Annotated in this window: 21 protein-coding genes; all 21 read right to left on the bottom strand. The window is 39.6% G+C overall.

From position 1 onward, the window contains the following. Nucleotides 1–42: 42 nt before the first annotated feature. The 21 genes from NFU46_RS09955 to tssA all read right to left on the bottom strand — a co-directional run bounded on the left by NFU46_RS09955 (nt 43) and on the right by tssA (nt 24,372). A complete protein-coding gene (locus NFU46_RS09955; RefSeq protein WP_251601529.1) occupies nt 43–309 on the bottom strand; it encodes a hypothetical protein in 267 nt (88 codons plus the stop codon). 82 nt (nt 310–391) lie between these two features. Next, nucleotides 392–982, bottom strand: a complete 591-nt coding sequence (locus NFU46_RS09950; protein WP_251601527.1) for a hypothetical protein — start codon at nt 980–982, stop codon at nt 392–394. After that, the gene (locus NFU46_RS09945; RefSeq protein ID WP_251601525.1) at nt 976–1,749 is read right to left on the bottom strand and encodes a ChaN family lipoprotein; all 774 of its coding nucleotides are present in this window, start codon (nt 1,747–1,749) and stop codon (nt 976–978) included. Before NFU46_RS09945 ends, NFU46_RS09950 begins: the two co-directional genes overlap by 7 nt. 128 nt (nt 1,750–1,877) lie before the next feature. Continuing rightward, complete coding sequence (locus NFU46_RS09940) at nt 1,878–2,324, bottom strand: hypothetical protein (RefSeq protein ID WP_251601523.1); 447 nt, start codon at nt 2,322–2,324, stop codon at nt 1,878–1,880. 79 nt (nt 2,325–2,403) lie between these two features. Beyond that, nucleotides 2,404–3,252, bottom strand: coding sequence for an immunity 49 family protein (locus NFU46_RS09935; protein ID WP_251601521.1), 849 nt, complete (start codon nt 3,250–3,252; stop codon nt 2,404–2,406). Nucleotides 3,253–3,269: 17 nt separating this feature from the next. Then, nucleotides 3,270–7,880 (bottom strand): RHS repeat-associated core domain-containing protein, encoded by a 4,611-nt coding sequence (locus NFU46_RS09930; RefSeq protein WP_251601519.1) that lies wholly within the window; start codon nt 7,878–7,880, stop codon nt 3,270–3,272. After that, a complete protein-coding gene (locus NFU46_RS09925) occupies nt 7,880–8,722 on the bottom strand; it encodes a hypothetical protein (protein WP_251601517.1) in 843 nt (280 codons plus the stop codon). Before NFU46_RS09925 ends, NFU46_RS09930 begins: the two co-directional genes overlap by 1 nt. Before the next feature lie 2 nt (nt 8,723–8,724). Then, complete coding sequence (locus NFU46_RS09920; protein WP_251601515.1) at nt 8,725–9,714, bottom strand: hypothetical protein; 990 nt, start codon at nt 9,712–9,714, stop codon at nt 8,725–8,727. Nucleotide 9,715: 1 nt separating this feature from the next. Further along, complete coding sequence (locus NFU46_RS09915; protein WP_105181737.1) at nt 9,716–10,006, bottom strand: PAAR domain-containing protein; 291 nt, start codon at nt 10,004–10,006, stop codon at nt 9,716–9,718. Between the two features lie 20 nt (nt 10,007–10,026). Next, on the bottom strand, nt 10,027–10,383 hold the full coding sequence (locus NFU46_RS09910) for a hypothetical protein (RefSeq protein WP_105181736.1): 357 nt from the start codon (nt 10,381–10,383) through the stop codon (nt 10,027–10,029). Nucleotide 10,384: 1 nt separating this feature from the next. Beyond that, on the bottom strand, nt 10,385–12,238 hold the full coding sequence (locus NFU46_RS09905; RefSeq protein ID WP_119853114.1) for a type VI secretion system Vgr family protein: 1,854 nt from the start codon (nt 12,236–12,238) through the stop codon (nt 10,385–10,387). 71 nt (nt 12,239–12,309) lie between these two features. Next, a complete protein-coding gene (locus NFU46_RS09900) occupies nt 12,310–12,789 on the bottom strand; it encodes a type VI secretion system tube protein Hcp (RefSeq protein ID WP_105181734.1) in 480 nt (159 codons plus the stop codon). Between the two features lie 224 nt (nt 12,790–13,013). Continuing rightward, the gene (tssH, locus tag NFU46_RS09895; protein ID WP_251601513.1) at nt 13,014–15,617 is read right to left on the bottom strand and encodes a type VI secretion system ATPase TssH; all 2,604 of its coding nucleotides are present in this window, start codon (nt 15,615–15,617) and stop codon (nt 13,014–13,016) included. A 19-nt stretch (nt 15,618–15,636) separates the two neighbouring features. Further along, nucleotides 15,637–16,617, bottom strand: a complete 981-nt coding sequence (gene tssG / locus NFU46_RS09890; RefSeq protein WP_251601511.1) for a type VI secretion system baseplate subunit TssG — start codon at nt 16,615–16,617, stop codon at nt 15,637–15,639. After that, nucleotides 16,614–18,440, bottom strand: coding sequence for a type VI secretion system baseplate subunit TssF (gene tssF, locus NFU46_RS09885; RefSeq protein ID WP_251601509.1), 1,827 nt, complete (start codon nt 18,438–18,440; stop codon nt 16,614–16,616). Before tssF ends, tssG begins: the two co-directional genes overlap by 4 nt. Then, nucleotides 18,437–18,922 (bottom strand): type VI secretion system baseplate subunit TssE, encoded by a 486-nt coding sequence (gene tssE, locus NFU46_RS09880; protein ID WP_105181921.1) that lies wholly within the window; start codon nt 18,920–18,922, stop codon nt 18,437–18,439. Before tssE ends, tssF begins: the two co-directional genes overlap by 4 nt. Before the next feature lie 13 nt (nt 18,923–18,935). Next, nucleotides 18,936–19,703: a type VI secretion system accessory protein TagJ gene (locus NFU46_RS09875; protein WP_251601505.1), complete on the bottom strand. Its 768-nt coding sequence runs from the start codon at nt 19,701–19,703 to the stop codon at nt 18,936–18,938. 2 nt (nt 19,704–19,705) lie between these two features. Next, a complete protein-coding gene (tssC, locus tag NFU46_RS09870) occupies nt 19,706–21,232 on the bottom strand; it encodes a type VI secretion system contractile sheath large subunit (RefSeq protein ID WP_251601503.1) in 1,527 nt (508 codons plus the stop codon). 27 nt (nt 21,233–21,259) lie between these two features. Then, a complete protein-coding gene (gene tssC / locus NFU46_RS09865; RefSeq protein ID WP_251601501.1) occupies nt 21,260–22,753 on the bottom strand; it encodes a type VI secretion system contractile sheath large subunit in 1,494 nt (497 codons plus the stop codon). Continuing rightward, nucleotides 22,750–23,253 (bottom strand): type VI secretion system contractile sheath small subunit, encoded by a 504-nt coding sequence (gene tssB / locus NFU46_RS09860; RefSeq protein ID WP_217877249.1) that lies wholly within the window; start codon nt 23,251–23,253, stop codon nt 22,750–22,752. The genes tssC (NFU46_RS09865) and tssB overlap by 4 nt, the downstream gene beginning before the upstream one ends. A 12-nt stretch (nt 23,254–23,265) precedes the next feature. After that, complete coding sequence (gene tssA, locus NFU46_RS09855; protein WP_251601499.1) at nt 23,266–24,372, bottom strand: type VI secretion system protein TssA; 1,107 nt, start codon at nt 24,370–24,372, stop codon at nt 23,266–23,268. Nucleotides 24,373–24,382: the final 10 nt, after the last annotated feature.

Genomic DNA, 24,382 nt, shown 5'->3' with positions numbered 1-24,382 from the left:
ACCATCCTTGTACTTTGTTTACCTAAACTAAGATTTTGTAGCTTACTGATTAATTCTTTGAAAATAAGGCTTAAGCTTTAAAAGCCCTGACTCAAGTTCAAACTTTTGAATATTTGGATTGGTAGATTTAAGTCCGTTGACAAAATGGCTGTGGATCATCGTAGCCATCCCCTCAAAACCCGCTGGCGCATTTGCTAGCAAGTCTTTTAATAAGGGTTGAATAAGAACCTGATGTTCTTCAATTAAGTCCGGTTTGTTATAAACATCGTTAACTAGTTGGGTGAGTGTTTGTTGATGCTGTTGTTCCATACTGTTTCTATAACGCATTTAATAGCGTTTATAGCTCCTTTTAGTTCTAAAACCTTGATTAGATAAACCTAAATAATTACATTCATTGACTACTTTGTGTTTTTGCATAATCTCTCAACTCTCTAGCTAGAGCCTCAGTGCCATCCCCTTCACTGTGTTCGAGCACATATTCCGCATGATTAATTACGCTCGGCCAATCCTCAAGTTTTGTATAAATTTTTGCCAGGTCGTAATGGATCCGTCTTAACAAACGAGGCGAAGCATCTGTAGCTTTTGTGAGGAATAGTTCGTATAAACGGGCCGCTTCAGTTGGGTTATTTTCAATGAATAAGCCACCATCATATAGCCATGCTAACTTACGAATAGCCTTGATTTCATCATTAGCTGCACGTTGTTTTACTTCATGAACGTAACGCGAGCCATCTCCTGTATGATACCCAATATAAAGCAACGCTTCCCAAGCTCCGAGTTGGTAGGCTTTCTCACACCAGCTTTCAAGTTCGTTAACTGCATATTTCAAACTCTTTTCGCATTGGCGCATTGCTGCCCCCTTAGATAAAGCAGGGTCATTAATATCAAGTTCGGTCCATAAAGAGCCCGTTACCGATTTACTCTCGGCATAGGGAGTAACTGTGCTCAAAACTAAAAGTGCTAAAAGTAGATGTTTTACCATTTTAAAGTGCCATCTAGGTTAACTCTTTGTTCAGGAATATGAACCTGAAATGCTTTTACAGCATGCTTATAAGGGAAGCCTTCACGCGAAAAGTATTGTTGTTTAAGTGAATTAATTTCTGCAGAACTACCTTCACATTGCCTTTGAGATAAGCAAGTTATTCCACCTATAAAATCAATAAACCTTATACTATTCATGCCCTTTTCTTGCACAATAGTGTCAAGACCAGGCTCATAGTCTGTGGCTTGTACGGCATGCCAGCGATGCATAAAGGCAACTACACGATGTTGTTTTGAGGCATTTAAAACCCCTATTATATTTTCAGCCCATATTTTATTTCGACGAGTGTGGGTACTGAAGCAATAACCCGTCATATATTGGTCATATTCACATTCCTTATCCATTTGCTCCATCAATTCATAAGAAATATCTAGTGCAATTACTTTCAAACCAATGTCTCTAGCAGCCTTAACCAGCTCGCCATAAGCTTTAGGTACTAAGTAGCCCCACGTCCAATTCTCATTTAAATATTGCTGAATTACCTTAAAGCCCTTTCCTGTACGTTGATAAAAATCTATTTTTTCTTGCATAGAGCGAGGTAGCATTTCCATTGCAAAGTGAGTAAATCCTGCTGCTTTTAATTGTTTAAGAGCCTTAATTGCCTCATATTTAAAACCTGCTGTATTATGACTCGATTCACCCAGCATTAGTAAACGGGCATTTCCCGCCATTGTTTTATAGTTAACATCCGTGTTTATTTCACTCATAGTATTTCCCTATCCATTAATTAAAGCTCTTCAGTGAGCTCTTTGTTATCAAAAAATAAATTAGTTCCATCACTCCTTTCGAGTGACTTAGTTGTGTTTATTACAGCTAGCATCAATCCAGCCGCTGGCTATTCCCCCACCTCTAAACGGTGACACTCAAGTGGAGAAAAATCTGTATTTTCAATCTTAATTGAACAATTCATATTAACTACATTCTGACTCAACAAAGAGAGTTCTAAGTCAAATGTCAGAGTTTGTGAATTAACATTCAGATTGTAGATATCTAAAAATGTTAACTTTTTAAGATCATGTGTCACTTTTAACGCTTCATCATACACGTTACATATATTCTTTCGTTTGATATGCGCATTACTACCTGCTTCTAAAATCTCTAGTCTTAAACAAGGGAAGTCGCTATCAGGATGAAATTTAAGCCAACGAAACAAATTGTCATTGACCCTTTCTACATTCATCTCAATAACATCAAGGCTGACATACGTTTTGCCATCATTACTTAAAGCGTCGGTACAAGGAAAAGTAAAAATCAAACAAATGCTAATAATCAATTGTTTCATCATACACCTAAGTATTTATTTAATACGTGCCTAGTTTTTAGGTTTTTATGTAGTTACTTTTAAAGCTTATAAGTGAATATTAAAAATAGGTTCCTTCGATTAAAAAGCGAGGTAGTGAATCACTTTCAACCGTTACAGTATTACCCATATCTCGCCACATGCATGCCATGCCCAACAGTTGAAGAGGTAAAAATGATTCAACCGGGACAGTGTCTGGACCACTTGCATTTATCCAATATTTTTCTTGCAGCTGAATATTTTTTGCAAGCGTTTCATTGAAGTCAAACCCAATGTCGGTGGTAAGTGCTGCAAACGTTTCTAAATACCCCATTGCAATGCCTAGTGCCCAATCGTTACCTTGATCTACTGCCATTTTCATACACTGGTTGAGTAACGATGGATAATTATCTTGCCTGTGATGGAAAGCTTGAAATACTTCGACTAACTTATATGAAACAGGCCCTGCTTTTGTGGCACTTTGTTTCATAATTTCAACGGGGAAGTTCGCTAAGCTATCCATACTTTCGGAATCGCGCGTGATCACAGCTAAAAAATAGGCATCAAGCCACTGGCTTGGGTGAGCACGACCATCTTCTAACATTCCTAGCCCATTCCAAGTCACCTCTGGTAAATCTAATATCTTAAACGTAATGTCTTGCTCGGGATGCTCTGCGAGCTTCAAAAAAGCCGCGTACATTTTAGATGCATAGCGTAAACCTGTTGCAGACTCTTTTTCTATTTCATTGGTTTGGACTTCCCAAGTGAGCCAGCGAGCTAAATCCAACCTATCTTTTGCACATTGTAAAAGGTTATCACGATAATCAGCAAAGAAGTCTGGGGTTTCATTGATTTCTTCTCTAGGAAATTCCAATCTTTCATTTAGCGACACATTTTCAAACTTAGGAATACAAACCCTTTCAATTTTCATTTTTCACCTTTTAACTATTAATTACCAATATCAAACTCTGATATTTTCACTTCCTTAACTCTTGAGCCTTGTTCAGTCTTATAGATAGGAGTTTCTATATGCAAATATTTAATTTCATTTTTCTTTCTACGAGTAGCTTTCTTAATTGCATTAGCCGCTTTTATATCTGTTGTATTTGGCGAGCTTTTCCTCATATTCTCAGTAATTGCTTCGGCATATTCACGTGTTCCTTGCTGATAATCCTCATCACCAATTTGCTTCTTACCCAATGGGCTTTTGCCGCCTTTAGCCTCAACGATTATTACATCACCTTCTGCATTTTGGTAAACCATATCAAAGTTTCCAGAAACCGATGTAGAATCATCTAAACTATCTGGGTGAATTCTCTCATAACCTGGGTAATTAGCTTTTACGGCCATGTCGGCTGCCTTTTCACCAATTTTGGCTGATTGCTCATTCACTTTCGGGATTTGCTTGTTGTATCCTTCGGTTTGACGCGCGAACTTATCACGCTCTTTTATTGCATCATCTCGTGCATCGCAATGCTGTTGTAATTCTTCTTTTTCTTCTGGCTTCAATATATAGGTTTTATCTGAGTTTTCTTTCTTTTTAGCCGTCACCAACGTTCTTGCTGTATTCTCTTTAATGCGCCCTTTCGTTGCCCATTCTTCATTAACGGCCTTACCATCAAACTCATGCATACCTGCAAATTCTTCGATAGTAAGCTCCATTTCTTTAGTTTCTCCGGCAATATTACGGTGAATTGTAATGGTATTGTCGACTTCATTCATTGCCTCTACGGTGTAAGCATAATTAAGCTTGTTCACACCATCTGGTTTCTGAACTTTTAACTTACCCTCTGGATCTGTAATTGCAGCACTATCTATCGCACTTTTTAGAATTTTATCCTTCGCTGTTTGATCAATCCCATTCCCGACTAATGTATCTAACATTGCAGATAACTTTTCTTGCCCTTCTTTACATAACAACCCAAACGGGTCCACCCAATTCACTGGATTCGGCGCATATTGATAATGGTTTATGCCACCCATTAAACCAATGGGGTCTTGGTTTATAAAACGTTGTTGTTTGGGGCTGTAATAACGGTAGCGGTTGTAGTGTAGGCCGCTTTCTTCATCAAAATATTGCCCTTGGAAACGTATTGGCTGAGTGAAGCTGTTTTCTTTATTAAAGCCAGCATGGGTTTCTGGTTCTTCATAGCCGTACACATCAGCATGGTTTTGCCATACAACTTCTGCATTGTTGTTTGTAACAAAACGTGGGGTGTTTAATTGGTCTAGGTGGTAGTAATACATCTCACCTTGCTTAATCAGTGCGACCGGGTGAAATTGATTGGGTAAGTTGATGTACCAGGTATACTCGCCATGCTGGTATTCACCTATTAGCTGGTCGTTATCCCAAATATAATCAATCTTGCCATGCTCAGTCTGCTTAGCAATGCGACGACCCAGTGGGTCGTAGTCGTAATGTGTTAGCGTGCCGTTGTTGTTAAAGCTGCTTAATTGGTTGAACGCATTGTATTCACGGTGCGTTTTTATGCCTTTGCCCGTTTCACGAACTTGATTACCACAGTCATCGTATTCAAAATCGCTATCGCCAAAATGGGTTAACCTGTCGGCATCGACTTGGCTATATGTAACAGCATCATTAGCTTCTTGTTTATTGACTGCTTCATCATGCTGCGCTTGAGTTTGGCTAACCGGGTTACCAAAGCTGTCCCACTGAAATTGCTTGGCGGTTTCTGGCGCTTGTGTATCCGACTTTGCATCAGCTAGATTTTGCTGAATTAACTGGCCAAGGCTATTGTATTCAAACTGTGTATTTTGGCAGCTAATGCCTTGTTCTTCACGCGCAATGAGTTGATTAACCGCATCATATTGATAATCACAGCTATCAAATAATGTGTGCTCTGGATGCGATAGTTGCTGCTGCGTTAAACGCCCAAAAACATCAAACGCCTGATTAAGGGTAACCTTATTACCGAAACGCTGAGTTTTGATATTATTTTGGCTGTCATAGCCAAGCTCGACGAGTTTTGCTAACTCACCATCCGCTCGCTTTACCTGTATAGCACTTAACTGCCCAAAACTATTGTAGTTATAATAAAGGGTTGTTGAGTCTGGCAAGGTAAGAGACTGTCGTCTGCCATAATCATCGTAGCTGTATACAAGTTTATGAGCTTGAGACTGGTTGTGAATTTGCTCAACACTCAGTAGTCGTCCGCCTTTATCAAACGACTGTTTAATCGTTGATTGCTCATTGTGAGCACGTGCTATTTTGCCCTCTGAAGTATAAGTGTAGTGGTTAGCGTTATTAACGATGTGTTTATTTGTGGCTAGACTTGCGTGCTGCGAAATAACGCGGCCTAGCTTATCACGCTTAATATTTACATGGCGTTTGTCACTTTGCGTGACAGCCACTAAACGATTACATGCGTCGTACTTAAATTGCTGTTCAGTACCATCAAAACCCGTGATTTGTGTTGGGTTTTCGTTTGCATCGTAATTAATGCGATAAATATGGCCGTCACTACGCTCGATTGCGGTTAAATTTCGCTCTTTATCATACGTTAAATGCAGTGCACTGCCATCTGGCTGGATCACGCAGTGAGGTTGGCTTAGTCCCTCAAAGTGCTGCTCTGTGGTATCACCATTACCGTTTGTCGAAAGAACTAATCTACCAGCATCATCATAAGAAAAAAGCTGTTGTTGTTTGTTATCAGGGTTACTTTGCTCAAACGCTGTTGTTTCAACTAGTTGCCCTTGCTCATTATATTTATATTGAGTAAGCAGACCGGCTTGGTTGATGGTCGCGTTTACACGACCGAGGTTATCGTAGCTGTAACGAATGAGCTCATCATTGTGCTGCTTTGCGAGTAGCTCACCTTGTTCATTCCATGTGTATTTTAATACATGACCGTTTGGCGTGACATGCTGGGTCAAATTACCTTGTTTGTCGTAACTGTAAAGTGCTATTCGCCCATCTGCTTGGGTTTCACTTTGTAGTAACCCTGAGGCACTGTATTGGCGTTTAATCTTCTCGCCATTTGGCAAAATAACAACGACTTGTTGACCAAGTTGGTTATAGCCAAATTGAGTGCGGTTACCATCAGCTTGGGTGACTGATTCAAGTTGGCCGTATTCAGTATAGGTATAAAGCGTTTGATAGCCTAGAGCATCAGTTTGCGCTACTTTTTGTCCAAGCGAATTGTAATCATAGCGTGTGATATTACCATTGGCATCAGTGTGCTCAATCAGCTTACCTTGCTCATTGTGAACAAAGTGCTCTTGGTTGCCGCGTGAATCTATACTGGTTGTTTTATTGCCTTGATACTCGAACTGATAGCAATAGGTGTTGTCATCACCCCACTGTTTAATACATTTGGCATCATAACCATATGAGTCCCACTCAAAGTGATGACTAAAACCGCTTGCTCTAGTTCGCTTTACTAGTAAATTTGCAGCGTTATACTCATAACGCTCTTGTTCAGCAAATTGGTTTGTTGCCGCCACTAAGTTTGACTGTTCATCATACTCATAACTGGCTAACGGCTGATCTAAAAGAACTAATTTTCCTTGTTCATTAGTACGATAAGCGTGCACCGTTTTGAGCAAACCGTGCTTATTATATTTCAGTACACAGCCGCGTACATTGTTTACTTCAATACGTTGTAAACGCTCCATCGAATCATAATAAAAACGGGTGCTTTGACCTTTTTCATTGATGATTTTTTCGAGCAACCATGCTGATCCACCCGGCATAAACGTCAAGTGTTTATCATCTGGTGTTACTAATACTTGCTTGCCATTTTCTTTATAATGAAGCACCAAGTTACTACTTAGCTGATAACTCGATTGCCCCGGCTTCACTTTTTCAAACTTATGAGTCGCACCATGTTCGTCGTGATACTCAAGCCAGTAGGTGCCCTTTTTCTTTGGGCCCACTTTCGGCGGTGGTAGGTAATGCTCGGTTAATTGCACTAAATAATCGTGACGCCAGCCATTACCCAGTATTGTTTTTTGATTACAGTGAGACGAACGATATAACCGACGCCACGTTAAAGGCCTATTTGCGGCTAATGAGAAGTCAGTTAAAGGAAGAATTTCTTCGCCTGTTAGCATCGAAACCGGGTCTGAACGGCATTCTTGTTCTGTTATAGGCGTTTCACTTGCGGTTGTGTTACTGGCACTGCCCTTATTGCTAGCAGGAGCTTGTGTTGCTTTTTTGGCATTACTTGGCACAGCCGAAGACGCTGAACTGCTACTTTGCGATGAGCGAGTATTATCACTGACTTGAATGGTGCTTTTTACTTGCTGCTGGTAGCACGTAATGGCACCTGAGGTTAAGGCTTTTATCAAAGCCGCTGCAGTTTCGCGCGCTGTTGCTTGCCTTGGACAATTAATACCAGCAACATTTAACAATTGAATAAGATCTAATCGTTTAGCAGCATCGCCACTTAATACCGCGCCAACCTCTGCTACAAATTTGTAGGCACTATCCGGCGTATTCGTTGCGACAGCAATAAAACCACTGGGGGCTGGCTGTTTAGCTAACACGAGGCAGATGGGATAACGTGTTCCCTGTAACACAACTGCTTTACTATCCATTAGTTGCACATTTCCTTACTTATCCATAAGTATGACGCGACGGCTTGGTACTTGTTGTACTCTTGCGAAATTATTAACGCCTGCCCAAAACGCTCAGCATAAAGTGAGCTATTTGTCAGGCTTGCGAGGTTTACAACCCCTTCTATTGCTCCCATTTTGCCTAATTTATAATTAGGAAGTTGGAACATCGTTTGTTCATTAATTTTTTTACTTAAAACAGGTAAATAACTTACCCAATCATCACTTTCTAGGCCATTACCTGGGGCAAACACTAAATCTATTTTTTGTTCATTTAGCGATAAAATACGTTCAAGCTCTGCATGTATAGGCTGATGCTTTGCTATATCCACAGAAGAACACATGCTCGTAGATTGCAACGCCCAACCTACCTGAGTAAATTCAACATATGCCTTACAAGCCGCTATACCTAAATATTCAAAGCCGTTATGCTTTGAGGCTTTAAACACACCATCAATTGCTACCACATCAAAAGCACTAAAATTTTGCTCTTTGGCTAATGCAATCGCACTGTGTATAGCGTTTGCGCCTTCAAAAATCATCTGTTCAACAGCAATGCCATAACGCTGTTGAAGGCTGTTTATAAATAGTGTTTTATGATCAGTTTGAAAAGGCAGTGCCGGTAATAACCAAATTAACGGTTGCTGCACGTCTGACTCTTTCAATACTGACTTTGCTTTAACAATACAGTCATAAATAAAGGCATCAAATGAATGCCAGTTTTGCACTTGCTCATGACCCGAGCTCCCCTCTAGTGCTAATACTTCTGGGGCTACTTCATAAGGTGTATCAAACTGCTGTATTGAAATTTTAAATGCACTCAATGCTAACTCGCTTGACTATTTCGACAGTCATATTTAAGCGCATTTAAAATTGTAATCACCTGCCAACTAAAAAAATCAACACCTTGCAGGCTTGCTACACTGACAGGCCTATTCATCGCAAAGCCATAAACCAGAGTTTGATCATTAAAGTTGATCTTTTGCTCTGGCCAACTCAATGCAAATTGGCGCTGAAAATCAACAGCGGCTTGCTTACAATCGCCAGCCTGAATTTGAGTATCAAATGCAACTAATTCATCGAGCTGACTACCTAAGCAGCGTTTAATACCAGCAACAAGATTCTTGGCCGACCTCACTTCAGTCAACAGCGCAACAGCCATGGGGACATATTTTGTTGCCCCAGTTTGCAATAGCACCGCAATAGCTTGCTCTCGAGTAAACTGCTGGCTCACATAGTTGCAAACAAAATTCATTCTCTGCGGGTCTAGCAATAATAGGTACACAGACATTAACGGTGAATTAATCATCGCAGCCTTTTCAAATGCGTTTACTGTTTCTTGCATTTCAGGCATGTCTGGGAGCTGTTTTACAGCACGTTTTATTGCTTTATAAATAATCGCCTGTGTATCTGAATTACCGTACACATTTGCCCAATTCAAAAAGTCGCTATTGGCGGACCCACTTATTGTTAAGCTTTTCTCCAAAAGCTTATGTTTTAAAAGCGTAAACTCATGTCGGTTTAATAACCCCAAAAACCTCTGCTTTTGAGAGTTCGACATTAATAGCAGCGCAACCAAGCACGCTTCAGCAATGTCATCTAATAAAACATCTTGCTGTTTTAACGTCTCAATTTCTTCAATAGTGCGTTGCACCATTTCAAACTGTACATTGCTAGCACCCTGATATGCTTGTACTTTTAAAGCTAACTGCTGACGAACTTGAGCGATAAACCCAATGCTATAAAATGCACTTTGCTGCATCACATTTAAATTTGAAAGAGCTGCTTTATGCTCATTTAAAATGAGTGATAACACCTTATCCACCAATTAAAACTGTTGGGTTACCTAAAACAATTTTACCGCCATGAGAAGTACTGTCTCCCATTCGAGCAGCAGGTTTCCCGTTTATTTTAACTGTACCCGAACCGCTATTAATACTATCTGGCGGGCCTATACAAACAAGCATGTCACCTTGTCTTGCGGCAGGCATATTGCCTATTAATACATTGGCAGAACCAGCCACAATGGGTCCACCTACGTGAGGTACCTGTGCTGTGACTTTTGGACAAACATGCATATGCCCTAACGTTGAAGCGGGTTTTCCCATAATGCCTCCCTTGTTTTTGGCTATTCGTTTAAAGGAATAACTTGTAACTTATTTGTGCACACGAGTTTTGCCAACTCCTGCGCTATTTCGTCGTACGAAAGATCATTTATTATTGAACTTGTTTGTGTAGCGTATTGATAAATATGCGACAACACATTGCTACTATTGAGTACAGGGTGAAGGTTTATAAAAAATTGCTCAGCAAAATAACCATCAAGGCTCTTAAAATAATCGATTGGCAAGTTCAAAAACGGATCATCAGGGCGGTTTACACAAAGACACACCAAATGAGGAAGCCCATAACGGCAATAAACGGTAAAGCCATTACTTGCTGCGCCATGCACGACACCTGGTTGAAACGTATTATGTAATTCCATGCTAGTTCAACTTGATCATGCCAGCAGAAAGGGTAATTGCACTCCCATCAACCTTTACGTTACTGCCTTTAATATTGATATTTGTGCCTTCGATAGAAATATTACCGCTACTACTCATAGTAATTTTTGCCGATCCGGTCTTAATAACGATTTCTTTCCCCGCTTCGATATTGAGTGATTTACCCACTTTCAGCGTGTCATTTTCACCAATATCAACCGTGCGATTCACTTTAACTTTGGCATCATCGTTGTTGCCCACTTCAAGAAAACGATCATTATCAATTTTTTCTTTTTGATCATTTTTTACATACAGCTGCTTATCTTTTTCTGCTTGCATGTAAACAAGTTCATTGCCTTTTTTATCTTCAAAACGCAGTTCATTAAAATTATCTGCACCACCCTCTTTTGTTGAGCGTGTTTTGATACCGCTTTGTGTTTTATCTGCAGGTAATGCATAAGGAGGCATTAAGTCAGCGTTGTATACTGCACCACTAATGATTGGCTGATCAGGGTCACCATTAATAAAGTCGACTAACACCTCTTGCCCTACACGAGGAAAGAAAAATGCGCCCCACTTTTTACCGGCCCAGTTTTGTGCAACCCTGATCCAGCAAGAACTTTGCGAGTCTTTTTTACCTTCTCGGTCCCAATCAAACTGCACTTTCACACGTCCGTATTGATCAACCATAATTTCATCTGCGCTGTCGCCCGTCACTATGGCTGTTTGCACACCATGAATAACAGGCTTGCGCATGCTGTGCGCTGCACGATATGGCACATCTTTTGGTACACATTCAAAGTGATTGGTAAATACTTCTTGCGCGCCAGATTGCTGAGCACCCGATTGATTTGGCACCGTAATAGACGTTAGTAAAGATGTGATAGCAAATGTTTTACCTTCTAGGCGCGGGTCTTCATGTTTTTTAAAGCTAAATAATTTACCCACCGAGAATGAACGGCAATCACTTCTACCGCTACTTAACTTCATATTACGCTGTAATGATTCAAGTTGTACGGCTGCTAAACCTGCAGCTCTTGGATGGGTTTCGGCTTCAGCGGTATATTCAAAAATTTCAGCAACTGACTGGGTCGGTAAATCTGCTTTTTTGTGATCGCCATCAGGGTATCTTGGTGGTTGTTTAAAATCATAGCCAATACGCTTGTAGCTGCCAGGCGCTATACTTAAACCACCTTGCCATTTATTAATGTGTGACTCACTGAGGTGACCAGAGGTAAACTCTACTTTTGCTTCTGCGCACTCTTCGTAAGCTGTTATATCATCAGCGAGTACGAGCGTATGGGCACTGTTACTATGCTCGAAAAAATAAAAAATACCTTCTTGCTGAAATAAGCGTTGAATAAAGTCAAAATCTGACTCTTGGTACTGAACACAATACTCGTACTTGGGATACGTTTTAGTTGTATTATCTTTAAAAGCGACACTGTGTTGACCAAACAAATCGGCAAAAATATCTTTTATTGTTTTCTTTTGGAAGATCCGACTGTTTTTGCGGTTTCGCATTGATGCTGCGAAAGGAACAATAGTGGCGTGGTAATCTATATAATTTTTTTGCTCATCAATATCAGCAGTGCGGCTACCATTAGAGACTAATTGGCTAACTATGCCATGAAAATAACGCTCACCAGCGCTATCGGCATTCTTTACTTTAATAGAAACAGGTTTTCCCACCAGATCTTCATGCGCTATTTGTGTGCCTATAGTGAACATATTCACTGACATCACAAACAAATCAGACATAGACTCTTGCACCACCAGCCGAGTTAAGTAAAGCGTATCTTTACCTGCTGGGGTGTTAATCTGAATTACATTGTTATCTTGTGTTGCTTTTTGCATTCCATGCTTCCTATTCCCAAAGATCAAAAAAGCTCTGAGCAAAACTCAGAGCTATTAGGTACTGCAAAAAATTACATTTGCTGACCTTTAACACCGCTGTAACCATAAACAAGTGGTGCAGTGATGTTATTTTTGTCGTCAGTAGGAGTAACAGTCATCATCATTTCTGTGTAGCTGATAGTGATTGTTTCAACTGGACGGTCATTTTGAACAGATACAGAGTAGCTAGAAATCATTGCATCTGTAAGTTCGATTTTCATGATTTCTTCAACTTTATCACCTTGCTTAGTGATGTGGAAAACAGCCGGTAGGCCTTTACCAATTGTCGCTTCTTTGAAAAGGTCTGGAGACGCTTTATCTTGAAGTTTAGTGATTGTTACATCACCTAAGCGAGTTGAGCTAGATTCACGGTCCATTGCTGTACCAGTGTGTGCTGAAATTTCACGACTAACGTTCCAATCTAATGATAAAACTGTGATTAAATCTTTAAAAGACTCAGCAGTAGTTTCGCCTTTAATTGAACCGTATTTTAAATATGTATTTGATTGCATTTGATAATGCTCCTTTTAATTTATAAATAATATCCATTACATTGGATCATTTACTTTTGGTTTCCCAAAATTCCTTTGAAATCATTATCTCTAACTGCGCAACGAAAAGGTCTTCAATATCCTTTCCCTAGACGAAGACAATGTCTCAATGTTCCATCAACTAATGAAGACGGACAAATTATAATCCGACTCCAAAAAAGAAACAAGAAACTAATTTAAATATATTAATTTATATTAACAACAAATGAATCATCATTTAAATCTAATGATATACTATTGATTTTACTACCACTAACAAGACTATCAAGTAAATATTCAGATAATAATGGCAAGACATTATTTTGCAATAATGCGTGAATATTTCTTGCACCCGAACCAGAGTCATTACAATTGTTAACTATATAATCTACAACAATATCTGAATATAAAAAATCAGATTTGTAATTTTTGTTAACTCTAACTTTTATTTTACTTAATTGCAGTTTTGTAATTTCTGCAAGAGTTTCTTTATTTAGTGGCAAATAGGGTATGACATTGATGCGGCCGAGGAATGCAGCTTTAAATACTTCAAGTAAATCACTTTGAATAGCCTTTTGCAGACCCTGAACGCTTGGCGCTGTTTCTTCATCTTCAAATAAGCTCATTGTTGTATCAGTACCCACATTCGAGGTCATGATGATAATCGTGTTTTTGAAGTCGATATCTCTACCTTCTCCATCTTTAATTGTGCCTTTGTCAAACACTTGGTAAAAGATGTCATGTACACCTGGGTGCGCTTTTTCAATTTCATCTAGCAAAATAACACTGTATGGCTTACGTCTGATCGCCTCTGTTAATACGCCCCCCTCGCCATAGCCTACATAACCAGGAGGTGACCCAAGTAGTAACGATACTTTATGCTCTTCTTTGTATTCTGACATGTTGATGATTGTGATGTTTTCTTCACTGCCATACACTTCATTCGCTAATGCAAGTGCCGTCTCCGTTTTACCAACACCACTTGGACCCGCTAGCATAAAAATTCCATTCGGGCGGCTTTCGTCAGCTAATTGCGCTTTAGATGTCTGTACAACTTTTGCAATTAACTCCAACGCATGATCTTGGCCAACAACACGCTCTTTCATTGTGCTTGCTATATTAAGAACACTCTTCACATCATCTTCATGCATCTTGCCAACAGGAATACCAGTCCAGTCAGAAATAACTTGCGCAATTAACTCATCATCAACCTGCCAATGCACCATGTTCGAATCATATTTGGCTAAGCTTTCTTTGCATTGTTGAAGCTTTTCAATTTCTGCACTTGGCTGTTCTGTTTCATCATTCAAGCCAGTGATGACTTCTTTTACATCTTTAATAAGTGACATTTCAGTTTCGAATTGCGACTTTAATGGTGCAAGCTGCTCAGTAATTTGCTGGCACTTATTTGTTAAACTCTCAAGCACCTCACTGTGATTTAATCCTGTGCGTTGCTCACGAGTTAACATATTAATTTGCGACTCTATTTCTGAGCGTTCATTTTCAAGCGTTTCGATTGAGTTAGGTGTTGATGCTTGGCTCATTGCAACCCTAGCGCAGGCTGTATCAAGTAAACCAACAGCTTTATCAGGAAGTTGTCTGCCTGTAATGTAGCGGTGTGATAAATGCACTGCGCTTTCTAGCGCTTGCTCGGAAATGAACACATTATGGTGTTTTTCCATAACAGGCACTAAACCACGTAACATCGCAATTGCTTTTTCTGGTGTAGGCTCTTCCACTTTAACGACTTGGAATCGGCGAGCCAATGCTGCGTCTTTTTCAAAGAACTTTTTATATTCAGCCCATGTTGTGGCTGCAATTGTTCTGAGTTCGCCGCGAGCTAGCGCCGGTTTTAAAAGATTTGCAGCATCATTTTGACCAGCTTGGCCACCACTACCGATCATTGTGTGCGCTTCATCGATAAATAAGATAACAGGATTTGGGGTGTTTTTAATTTCCGATATTAAAGACTTTAGCCTATTTTCGAATTCACCTTTCATACCCGCGCCGGCCTGTAATAAAGCGAGATCTAGGGTGTGAATTTTTACATTTTTTAAAACATCTGGAACACTGCCTTGAGCAATTCTTAGCGCTAACCCTTCAACAACTGCGGTCTTACCTACCCCAGCTTCACCAGTTAGAATGGGGTTATTTTGTCTACGTCGAGTAAGAATATCGACCATTTGTCTAATTTCAAAATCACGCCCCAAAATTGGATCTATTTTTCCTGCTTTTGCCTGAGCTGTTAGATCAACTGTAAATTGATCTAAACTCGGCGTTTTAGAACTTGTAGATACCGATTTTTCAGCCTGACTATTTGCCACAGGGCTTTGTTCTTGTGACTTTGCGACCATTTCAGGCCAAGCATGCAATAATTGCCCTGCTTCTATCTTATTAAACTCTTTACTACAACGACTCACTAAACTTGCTAAAGTGTCATCTTTTACCAGCGTGTAAATTAAGTAAGCACTACGAATTTGTGTATCTGTAAAATCAATGCTCGTACTAAGCCACGTTTGCTTGAGCAAACTGGTCACATGCATCGATAAACTAGGTGATGAGTTACAACCCGTTTTGTGCATTTCTAAAGACTTATTCAAATCATTTTTTAACGAGTCTCTATCAATATCGTAAGCGCTCAAAATAATTCGAAAGTCATCAAGTTGTTGCTCAAGCATCGCTAGTAACCAATGCTCTAATTCAACAGTGAAGTGACTTCGGCTATTACAAATTGCAACAGCCTGTTCAAGACTCTTTTTGCACTCTGGGCTTAGTTTTTCTACGAGTGTATTTAGCGTCATTGTAGACATAATATTTCCTTGTATTTATTTATCCTTTGAACGAAAGTTCAGAGACTTTGCCATTTTGAGCAGCGTTTTCGGGTAACAGAAAACTATTACAGCCTAATTGACATCGTTCTTTTAATAGTTGCTTTGCACCAAGCTTATAAAAGTTTGCTTTTACTATCAGTGCATGTTGAATTTGATTACCAACAAAATCACCCACAATTTGATGGGCTAAATTCCAGAGCTCTTGTTTTGGTAGAAGACGGGCTGTTTGGTGCTCATTTTTAGGCTCGATAATAACTTCGATCTTTGTTGAGATATCCCAAACTTGCTTGCCTGCAATCGCATCAATACCAAGCCTTGCATGTTGACCTGCAAAGCCCCCACTATTTATGCGCGTTTGCTCAGATTGCTTTAACGGTTGCCATTGGCCTACAAATTGATTTATGCTGACATCACAGTCTAAATAGAAAGTTAAAATATTTCGCAGATCAGCAATATTTCGTGTTTTTCGACTGAAAAGACCACTGAAATAAAGCTGATGAGGGGCATTGCCCCCACTCAAAAGTGCCAAAATTTTTGTGTGGTTATCTTGATTGCTATTAGCAAAATTAAGTGCGGGTTTATACTTTTTCCAAGCTCGGTAGTACAACGAAATCAAACGATGATTAAACATATCGTAGAAATCTCTCATTGTACTGTCTTTATAGCGCAATCGTTGCATCACCAGTTCACTATAAAAATGCGGCAAAGCGCCAGAGCAACCGGTCATCCCCATAAATGATATTTCCATATCAAACTGAGTGATCCCTGCAACGTTTTTAGCAGGTTTTAATTTAGTTATCGCATTACCCGCAAAGCCAAATTTTTGTGTTGAACTAAACTTGATCAGCTCTAGTTTTGGCTGACAATCATAACCAACTTTTCGGTATTGCTGGGCCGCACTCGACAACTGAGACTCGATCACAAACACGGCTTTGTAAAAATCTATTTCTGTCGCGTTCTCGAGCAATTGTGCAATCATAGTAGCACTCCGGAACCTACTCTAGCTGGCCACTGATGATAAACTCGATCTTGTTCTTTTAACTTTAGACTTAAGCGTGTAAAGCTATTAATTGATGCAAATTGCGAGAAAAAACAATCAAGAACTGAAGCAAAAAAGAACACCCCACTACCAGCGTAATCATCATTTGCAAACGTAATTTCAATGTCAGTTCCTGCTGCAAAAGCAACTCGACCGTTTTGCACGACACGTGCAGTTGCAGGTTCAATTTTGACGCTATAGATGTTATCAATCATCCCTTTTGATTGGGGTGTTGCTTTAAAATCATATAGCCTCAATGTTTCTTTTAATTTCTCTGCACTTTGCTCACCACTAAATGAATCAAGAGTCAGGTGATTGATCAATTGCCAGCGAGTATTACTGCCAAGCACAGGTCTTACCGCATGAGTTGGCGCAACTAAACACCTGATTTTTTTTATTACATCGCCACGCTTTGGCAATGTAAAACCAAGTTCATCATCACCAAATGGTAAACTAGCTGGTAGATTACGATTACTGCACTGAGCCCGCGCTGTTACCACCGTATTTCCCTCACTGAGAGTTTGCGCACTATTTTCGAAGCCACCATTTACTAATGATAAATAGGTTTCGGTTCCCGCCTCAGCATAGCCACCAGCCCAAAGTGCAGTTTCTCGTCGAGTATGCCAATAGAGATCTTTATGCTCTTGATATTTAGGGTGTGTTTGCGCATAAAAAGGCGTCACTATCTGTTTATTCCCCTTGTGGTCAAATGCAACCACCTCTTCAAGGCTAATAACTTCAGATATTTCAGAGTCGATATAGCGTGGTGCAAGCTTATACTCATATTCGCTTAGCTCTGGGCGGATCGGTTCAAGTTCTTGTTCATATAAATTTATGATTGGCGTGCAACCCAGCAAGAACATGTCTTTATCTACTTGCTTCTCCAACTCGCTAGACTCAACATCTAAATAAAAATAAAGTGTTGTTGCACTGGTATTGCGAGGAAGTACCGAGCGAATATTTTGTAACTCAAAGAACTTAAACTTTTCAGGGAAAATAAAGTTTTCGACTAATAGCCTATATGCTGATGATGAGCGCATTGAGTAAGGAACAACAGCTTCATGCTCCTCAAATCCAACTGATTTTAAATGAGTTTTCGAGAGGTAATGCACTCCCTCATCGCCATTATCTACTGCTATTCCGATGCAATGTTTAAACAAGAGTTCGTATACTTTGAGCGCATAATGCCATTGTCCATGAATATAAATTTTTAGATCATTTAGCTCTGTTTCATGCAATGAAACGCCATCATACTCACCTGTCAGTTGTAACTTAAATATCGCTTTAGCAGGTTCATTAAACTTTGGTTTAGGCGCAATAAAAGGACTGTTATCAAACTGGGCAGCTGTTATCTCTACGGGCCACAAATTGGTATCAAAACAGCTTTGAAATTTACACTGTTTCATTCCTTCTACATTAGTTTCAAGCTCACTCCCGCGAGGAATAATGACCCCTGTCGTTGATAAGTTTTCTGACTCTAACTTTACAATTGATAATGAAGGGATAGGCGCTTGGTAGTCTGGATAGAGTTGACCTAAAAGCGCATCCGTTAACTCAGGAAAGCTATCATCAAGTTTTTGCCTAATGTTGGCAGTTAAAAATGCAAAGGATTCGACTAACCTTGAAACATGGGGATCTTCTATCACTTCGTCTGTAAGTTTTAACCTGCCTGCTACTTTTGGGTATTTTTCTGCAAAGTCTTTCCCAAGGTGGCGCACATACGCTAATTCACGATTGTAATATTTTAATAATTCATCATTCATAGTGAAGACTCATAGATTTTCATACCTAAACTAACTGGCTCAACTTCAGAGTTAAAACTGATGTATTCAGGCTCTGGATCGGCATACAACAAGGCATTAATTCTTAGGTTTAATACTCGGTTAAGGGGGAGTTCTTCATCAACTAATACTTCAACTTCAATAAACCTAGGCTCAAATCGTAAAATGGCATCTCTAACTTTTTCACACAACGCAGCTCGCCCTTCATGCGAACTTACAACCATGCTCGAAAAATCAGGCAATCCATATGATAAACATGATGTTGCAAGCTCACTGTATTGACTTGGCCATGTATGCCACTGGATCCGAGCATTTAGCAACGCCTCGATATCTCGTCTTACATAACTTTTTAAAAGTGATAAGCTGATACCATCCGTTCGCTGTGGCGAATCCTGTACTTCTGGCTCGTCATCTATCAAACGATCTAAAATTGATGCTTTGAGCGGCTGCTTGCTTGCAATCATGAACATTTCACACTCAATTGATGAAAGAGCCAAGTTCAGACAATAAGACTGCTTCTTCATTTATAAACAGCATTTTCATTCCGCGTCCTAAGTACATTTCTTCAGTTAATTCTTGCCATTCAGTCACTTGGCCTAGTTTTTCTATTTCACTCTTTGAGTGCGGGTAAACAACTGGGATATGAGCAGTACCTACAGGCCCATCTTTGATAGTAACCTCAACACGTAGCCAAATTTGCTCAACGATTGACTCTATGGGTTGAACTTCAAACTTTTCGATTTCATCAAAGCGAGCTAAATAAAACTCACCGTTGGTTCCCAAAATTTCCAGAAACGGGTTTAATGAATCATCAATATCTCTGATTGCAGTAAGTTGCTTATTTGCTGAATTGGTTCTCAAAGACTCAACTTTGGCTGCTTTTTCAGTTGCCTCTTTTAAATCTTCTTCACGTAAAGCAATATGCATCTGTAGAAATATCTCATCGAGTTCATCTGCTTCATGAAATAGCTTAGGAGCCGCTTTACCTTCATAAAAATCTTGTCGTGCTTGCTCGGCCCTGATCAAGTGTCTTAAATTAACAGCACCTACCGCTAGCTCAGGTGATTTAGTCACCATAAAATCTAATTGTTTATCCGCTTTTTCAAGTTCACCATTTACACACAACAATTCCGTATAAGCACTGCGAATATCAAAATTCAGTGGATCATCTTTTAGTTTTTGTGCGCAGTACTCTAATGCATCGGCTAATTTTCCATTGCGAATACACTCATGAATCTTTTTCATTTTTATTCCTTTATTTGATGATGAGGACTTAGTTCAGTCACTAATTTGATACTTGATACCATTTGATCAAGCTGAAAATGAGGTTGTAGTTGTAAGACAGAAAAGTAGTGGCCTGGCTTCGATTTATTTTCAGTCACTTTCACTTTCGCATTCGCCAAAGGATACTTACTTCTTATTTGCTCTGAGGCAGAATCCGATGCTGTCGTGTAGTTATTAACCCATGCTTGCAAGCCTTGTTCACAAGCTTGAGCTGTACTGTAAGAACCAACCCGATCACGTGCTAGGAGTTTTAAATAGTGAGCAAAACGTGATACACACAAAATATATTGCAGCATAGATGATAAGCGGGCATTTACAGTCGATGCTTCACTATCGTAGTAATTAGCTTGCTGAGCCGAAGCGTTACTATAAAAAACCAGATGCTCAGTATTAGTCACGGATGAGGCTGGAATAAACCCAAGTTCAGAAAATTGCTTTTCTAATTTACTGGTTATAATCAAATCTATTGGTGGTTTAGCTTCTTTTCTGTATACATCGGTTGAAAAGTAATTTTTCGTCAAACCGGTAACGATACCTTTAGATATTTTACCTGGTTCAATGCCTCTTATTTGACCAAACCAACCACTTTCAGCATAAGCACGCACTAAAGTCGACACGAATTGGTAACCGGCGTTTCCCCATAACATGTCTGTTTCTGGTGTTGTTATTTTTTCTGTATATAAAAAGTCTAAGTGACGGGTACCGTCGTTTTTATAGGGTGCTCTGACTAAAACATGCGGCAATACAAGACCAACAAAACGCGCATCTTCCATGGCTCTAAAGCTACGCCACTTTGTATATTCGACCTGTTCAAATTGATTATATAAATCGAATTGGTAACCTAGATCAGTAAAGCTGTTTGTACCAAATAAGCTTGCTGACACAGCAGTAATAAATGGCGAAAAGGAGGCTGCGGCTACTTTCGAAATTTCTTTTAAGGTGTCTATATCGTTGTAAATTGTACCCGGTGCATTCCCGTTGGTAATTTCGTAATCACCAATCAATACACCAAAGGGCTCTCCGCCAGGGCGGTCGAATTCATTTTGATAAATTAATTGAAAGAAGCTACTTTGATCAAAATCGATTGCTTTATTAACATCTCTCGATAATGTATTCCAATCACAATCTAACAAGCGTAACTTTACTTTTTTTTCTTTATCGCTGAGTTCTGTTTGTAAAGCTAACCACCATAAATTGCGCCAGCTGGCTTCTAATTGTTGAAATGTTGGGTGGTGTAAAATCTGATCTAATTGCTCAGATATAAGCGAGTCTATTTTAACAATGGTCAGTTGCAAATATGAACTGATTGACTCTTTATCCCACTGCAATGGTGAATCAGAAGAGCCTTCAAGCCATAATAACAGTGCTTTAAATGTCTCTTTCTCATTTAGAAAGCGTTCCAATAAAGCGCTATTTTCGAAGATATCAGACGCTGTATTATGAGAAAATACAGCGTCAGCTCCTATGAATGAAAACTCTTCACAATTCATTTTGCATCATCCTTAATGCAGAAAGGGTTAACCAATCTCAGGGATTTTGGCAACCAATCTAAGTGATGACGTTAACTCTTCCATTTGTAACCATGGTCTTAACCACGCAACAGCATTATAGGCACCTGGTTGACCAGGAATTTCTTTAACTGAAACTTTTGCATCTGCTAAAGGATAACGTGCTCTGATATCTTGACCACCACCCTCTGTTGCATTTACGTAAGATAGAATCCAACGATTTAACCAAGATTCAACGTCTTCAGCTTCCATGAAGCTACCGATTTTATCGCGTGCCATTACTTTTAAATAATGAGCAAAGCGAGAAGTAGCCATTAGGTAAGGCAAGCGAGCTGAAATAGCAGCATTCGCAGTTGCATCAGGCGTTGAGTAAACTTGCGGTTTTTGACACGATTGTCCACCAAAGAACACCGCGTAATCTGTATTTTTATAATGACACAGTGGTAAGAAACCAAGCTTACTTAATTCTGCTTCACGTCGATCAGTAATACCAATCTCTGTTGGGCATTTAAGATCAGGATCACCATCATCACTCGTGAATATATGGGTAGGTAAACCTTCTACTTTACCACCGCCTTCAGCACCGCGAATAGCTGTACAAAAACCATATTGAGAGAATGCTTTTGTCATATTCGTTGCCATTGCATAGGCAGCATTACTCCAACAATAATCAGCGTTATTAGTACTTACAGAGCGACCGGCAAGCTCATCAACTTCAAACTCTTCATAGTTGAATTCTTCAACAGGTTTAGATGCTGCACCGTAAGGTAAACGAGATAAAAATCTTGGCATTGTAAGTGAAACAAAGCGTGAATCATCGCTGTCTCTAAATGAGCGCCATTTAGTGTATTCAAGAGATTCAAATACTTTCTCAAGATCTCTTGGTTTAGTGAGCTCTTCCCAACTATCAAAACCAAAGAGTGAAGGTGATGATGCCGAAATGAACGGACAGAAACCAGCTGCAGCAACATTCGACATTAAGCCAAGTGTTTCAACGTCTTCAGGGTGATTCGTAAACTCAAAATCACCAACAATAGTACCGTAAGGTTCACCACCTGGTGTACCAAACTCTGACTCGTAGATTTTTTTAAATGTTTGGCTTTGATCAAACTCAACCGCTTTACTTAAATCTTTATGAAGCTCTTTCTTCTTCATATTAAGCACGCGAATTTTTAGAGTTGAACCAGTATCTGAATTCATTACTAAGTGATTCAAACCACGCCACGAACCTTCTAATTTTTGAAAGTCTTCATGGTGCATAATCACACTGAGTTGTTTCGAAATTTTTTGGTCGATCAACTGAATCGCTTCATTGAAAGTCACTGTCATGTTTTTATTCCATTGAACAGTGCCCTTTAAAGCTTCTTCAGTTAAAGTGCGTAATAGCTCTTCCGCTCGACTTGCGTCTGTTTGTTTAGTTGCGCCAATCGCTTGAGTTAATAACGACGTTGACTCTGTCGTTGTTGCTGTGTCTAATTCTTGTGCTAGTGTTTCGGTGCTCATTTTTCAGACTCCTCTAACTTTAGCTCTTTGGCAATTGAATCAAGACTCGCCGTGTTGCTTAACACTTCCTCTAAGACATTTTCTAACTCTTCCGAGCGGTCAATCTTAGTCATCAAATCACGTAGTTTATTACGTGTTTCCATCAAATTGCGTAATGGTTCAACTTGATTAACGACAGCTGCAGGCTCAAAGTCATCGATACTTTTAAAATTAAGATCAACGCTAAATTGTGTGCCGTCATCGGTTAAAGTATTATCGACATCTAACTTTAGAGAAGGGCTCATTTTCTTTAACACATCATTAAAGTTCTCTCTATCGATTTGAATAAAACGACGGTCTTTTAAAGGTTTTAATACTTCTTGATTATGGCCTGAAAAATCGCCCATTACCCCAACCACAAAAGGCAGCTCTTTTTTTACAATTGCACCTTCAGTTTCAACGTCATAGGTAATATGCACTCTAGGTTTACGTACACGTTTTAATTTGTCATGGATACTCATTCAAAACTCCTTTTACTCGGTTTCTGTTTCGCTAACTTTGATGCCAGACAGCTTAAAGTATCCGGTCCTAGCATCACTATCGGTTATTAACTCATTTAATAATTCTGGTAGCGATAATTCGCTCCATCGAATAACTTGCTCAATGGTGTAAGACATAGGTGAATGTGGCTCTGTCTTTCTAAAAAACTGCGCAATTTCTTGCAACTTGTTTATCGCATTTTCTCGGCTATTGATTTGGGTATCATTTCGAGAGGGATTCTCTGTGACAGATGTTTCGCCTTCAACCTGCTCATTTTCTTGCGGTTCTTGGATCGACTTCGCTTCAAGGGACTTAAGTTTGTCTTCACCTAAATGTAAAACTGCATTTAAGCATTCCTCGAGTGCTTGCTTGATATTTGAAGTAGGCTGCGATTGTTCTGTAGCATTATCAAGTGCACTACTCAAAGCACTAAATTCTGCAAGCGCCTCTTCAATGCCATTTTTTATATCGAGAAAAAACTCTGCTGACGTTTCTTGGGCACTTTTCTCTATCAACTCAAAATCAATAGCCCCTTGCGCTATTTTTTTCTCTCTCTTCTCTTCATTGAGTCGAGATATATCGTAAGCTTGCTGATATTCCCAATAAGTAAATGGTTCGTAGTTTTGACTATCGGTTAATGCAATACTTTTGATAGGGATGATCAATGCCCCATCCCCCGCTACACCATTTAAACCAACAAGAGCAGAGACTTTATCAGATATCTCATCACCATCATCAAGTGATGGGTAGAGGGCCTCAAAGTGATTACTTATTAGTTCATGTGTCACACGAAAGCCAAATGCCAAACCTTTAAAACCATGAACACGACACAATGCTTCAGTAAACCAAGCTAAATACTCTATATCTTTACTTTCTGATTTTAATGCTGTGCTGCATTGTTCTAACAATGGCTGCCAATCACGAGCAAGAGAAGCAATGCCTTCGTCATCAACGAGTGCAAGTCGTTCAGCAGCACGTAACTGATTGCGCATATCTTTTAAGGAATAATACGTTGAGGTAGGAGACACATCAGATCTAGGCTCAATGCCCGCGAATGCATCTTCACTAATTGGAGCTATATATTCATCAAATACAAACATTCCATTGCCT

This window comes from Pseudoalteromonas sp. NCCP-2140 (assembly GCF_023708065.1).
In the GTDB taxonomy this organism is placed as follows: Bacteria; Pseudomonadota; Gammaproteobacteria; order Enterobacterales; family Alteromonadaceae; genus Pseudoalteromonas.
Note: the sequence above shows the minus strand (reverse complement) of the source record. Positions and strands in the feature narration are given on the sequence as shown.

What these genes read in the sequence shown, in the direction of transcription:
- NFU46_RS09955 (WP_251601529.1), bottom strand. Translation starts at nt 309, where the DNA reads ATGGAACAACAGCATCAACAAACACTCACCCAACTAGTTAACGATGTT.
- NFU46_RS09950 (WP_251601527.1), bottom strand. Translation starts at nt 982, where the DNA reads ATGGTAAAACATCTACTTTTAGCACTTTTAGTTTTGAGCACAGTTACT.
- NFU46_RS09945 (WP_251601525.1), bottom strand. Translation starts at nt 1,749, where the DNA reads ATGAGTGAAATAAACACGGATGTTAACTATAAAACAATGGCGGGAAAT.
- NFU46_RS09940 (WP_251601523.1), bottom strand. Translation starts at nt 2,324, where the DNA reads ATGAAACAATTGATTATTAGCATTTGTTTGATTTTTACTTTTCCTTGT.
- NFU46_RS09935 (WP_251601521.1), bottom strand. Translation starts at nt 3,252, where the DNA reads ATGAAAATTGAAAGGGTTTGTATTCCTAAGTTTGAAAATGTGTCGCTA.
- NFU46_RS09930 (WP_251601519.1), bottom strand. Translation starts at nt 7,880, where the DNA reads ATGGATAGTAAAGCAGTTGTGTTACAGGGAACACGTTATCCCATCTGC.
- NFU46_RS09915 (WP_105181737.1), bottom strand. Translation starts at nt 10,006, where the DNA reads ATGGGAAAACCCGCTTCAACGTTAGGGCATATGCATGTTTGTCCAAAA.
- NFU46_RS09910 (WP_105181736.1), bottom strand. Translation starts at nt 10,383, where the DNA reads ATGGAATTACATAATACGTTTCAACCAGGTGTCGTGCATGGCGCAGCA.
- NFU46_RS09905 (WP_119853114.1), bottom strand. Translation starts at nt 12,238, where the DNA reads ATGCAAAAAGCAACACAAGATAACAATGTAATTCAGATTAACACCCCA.
- NFU46_RS09900 (WP_105181734.1), bottom strand. Translation starts at nt 12,789, where the DNA reads ATGCAATCAAATACATATTTAAAATACGGTTCAATTAAAGGCGAAACT.
- tssH (WP_251601513.1), bottom strand. Translation starts at nt 15,617, where the DNA reads ATGTCTACAATGACGCTAAATACACTCGTAGAAAAACTAAGCCCAGAG.
- tssG (WP_251601511.1), bottom strand. Translation starts at nt 16,617, where the DNA reads ATGATTGCACAATTGCTCGAGAACGCGACAGAAATAGATTTTTACAAA.
- tssF (WP_251601509.1), bottom strand. Translation starts at nt 18,440, where the DNA reads ATGAATGATGAATTATTAAAATATTACAATCGTGAATTAGCGTATGTG.
- tssE (WP_105181921.1), bottom strand. Translation starts at nt 18,922, where the DNA reads ATGATTGCAAGCAAGCAGCCGCTCAAAGCATCAATTTTAGATCGTTTG.
- NFU46_RS09875 (WP_251601505.1), bottom strand. Translation starts at nt 19,703, where the DNA reads ATGAAAAAGATTCATGAGTGTATTCGCAATGGAAAATTAGCCGATGCA.
- tssC (WP_251601503.1), bottom strand. Translation starts at nt 21,232, where the DNA reads ATGAATTGTGAAGAGTTTTCATTCATAGGAGCTGACGCTGTATTTTCT.
- tssC (WP_251601501.1), bottom strand. Translation starts at nt 22,753, where the DNA reads ATGAGCACCGAAACACTAGCACAAGAATTAGACACAGCAACAACGACA.
- tssB (WP_217877249.1), bottom strand. Translation starts at nt 23,253, where the DNA reads ATGAGTATCCATGACAAATTAAAACGTGTACGTAAACCTAGAGTGCAT.
- tssA (WP_251601499.1), bottom strand. Translation starts at nt 24,372, where the DNA reads ATGTTTGTATTTGATGAATATATAGCTCCAATTAGTGAAGATGCATTC.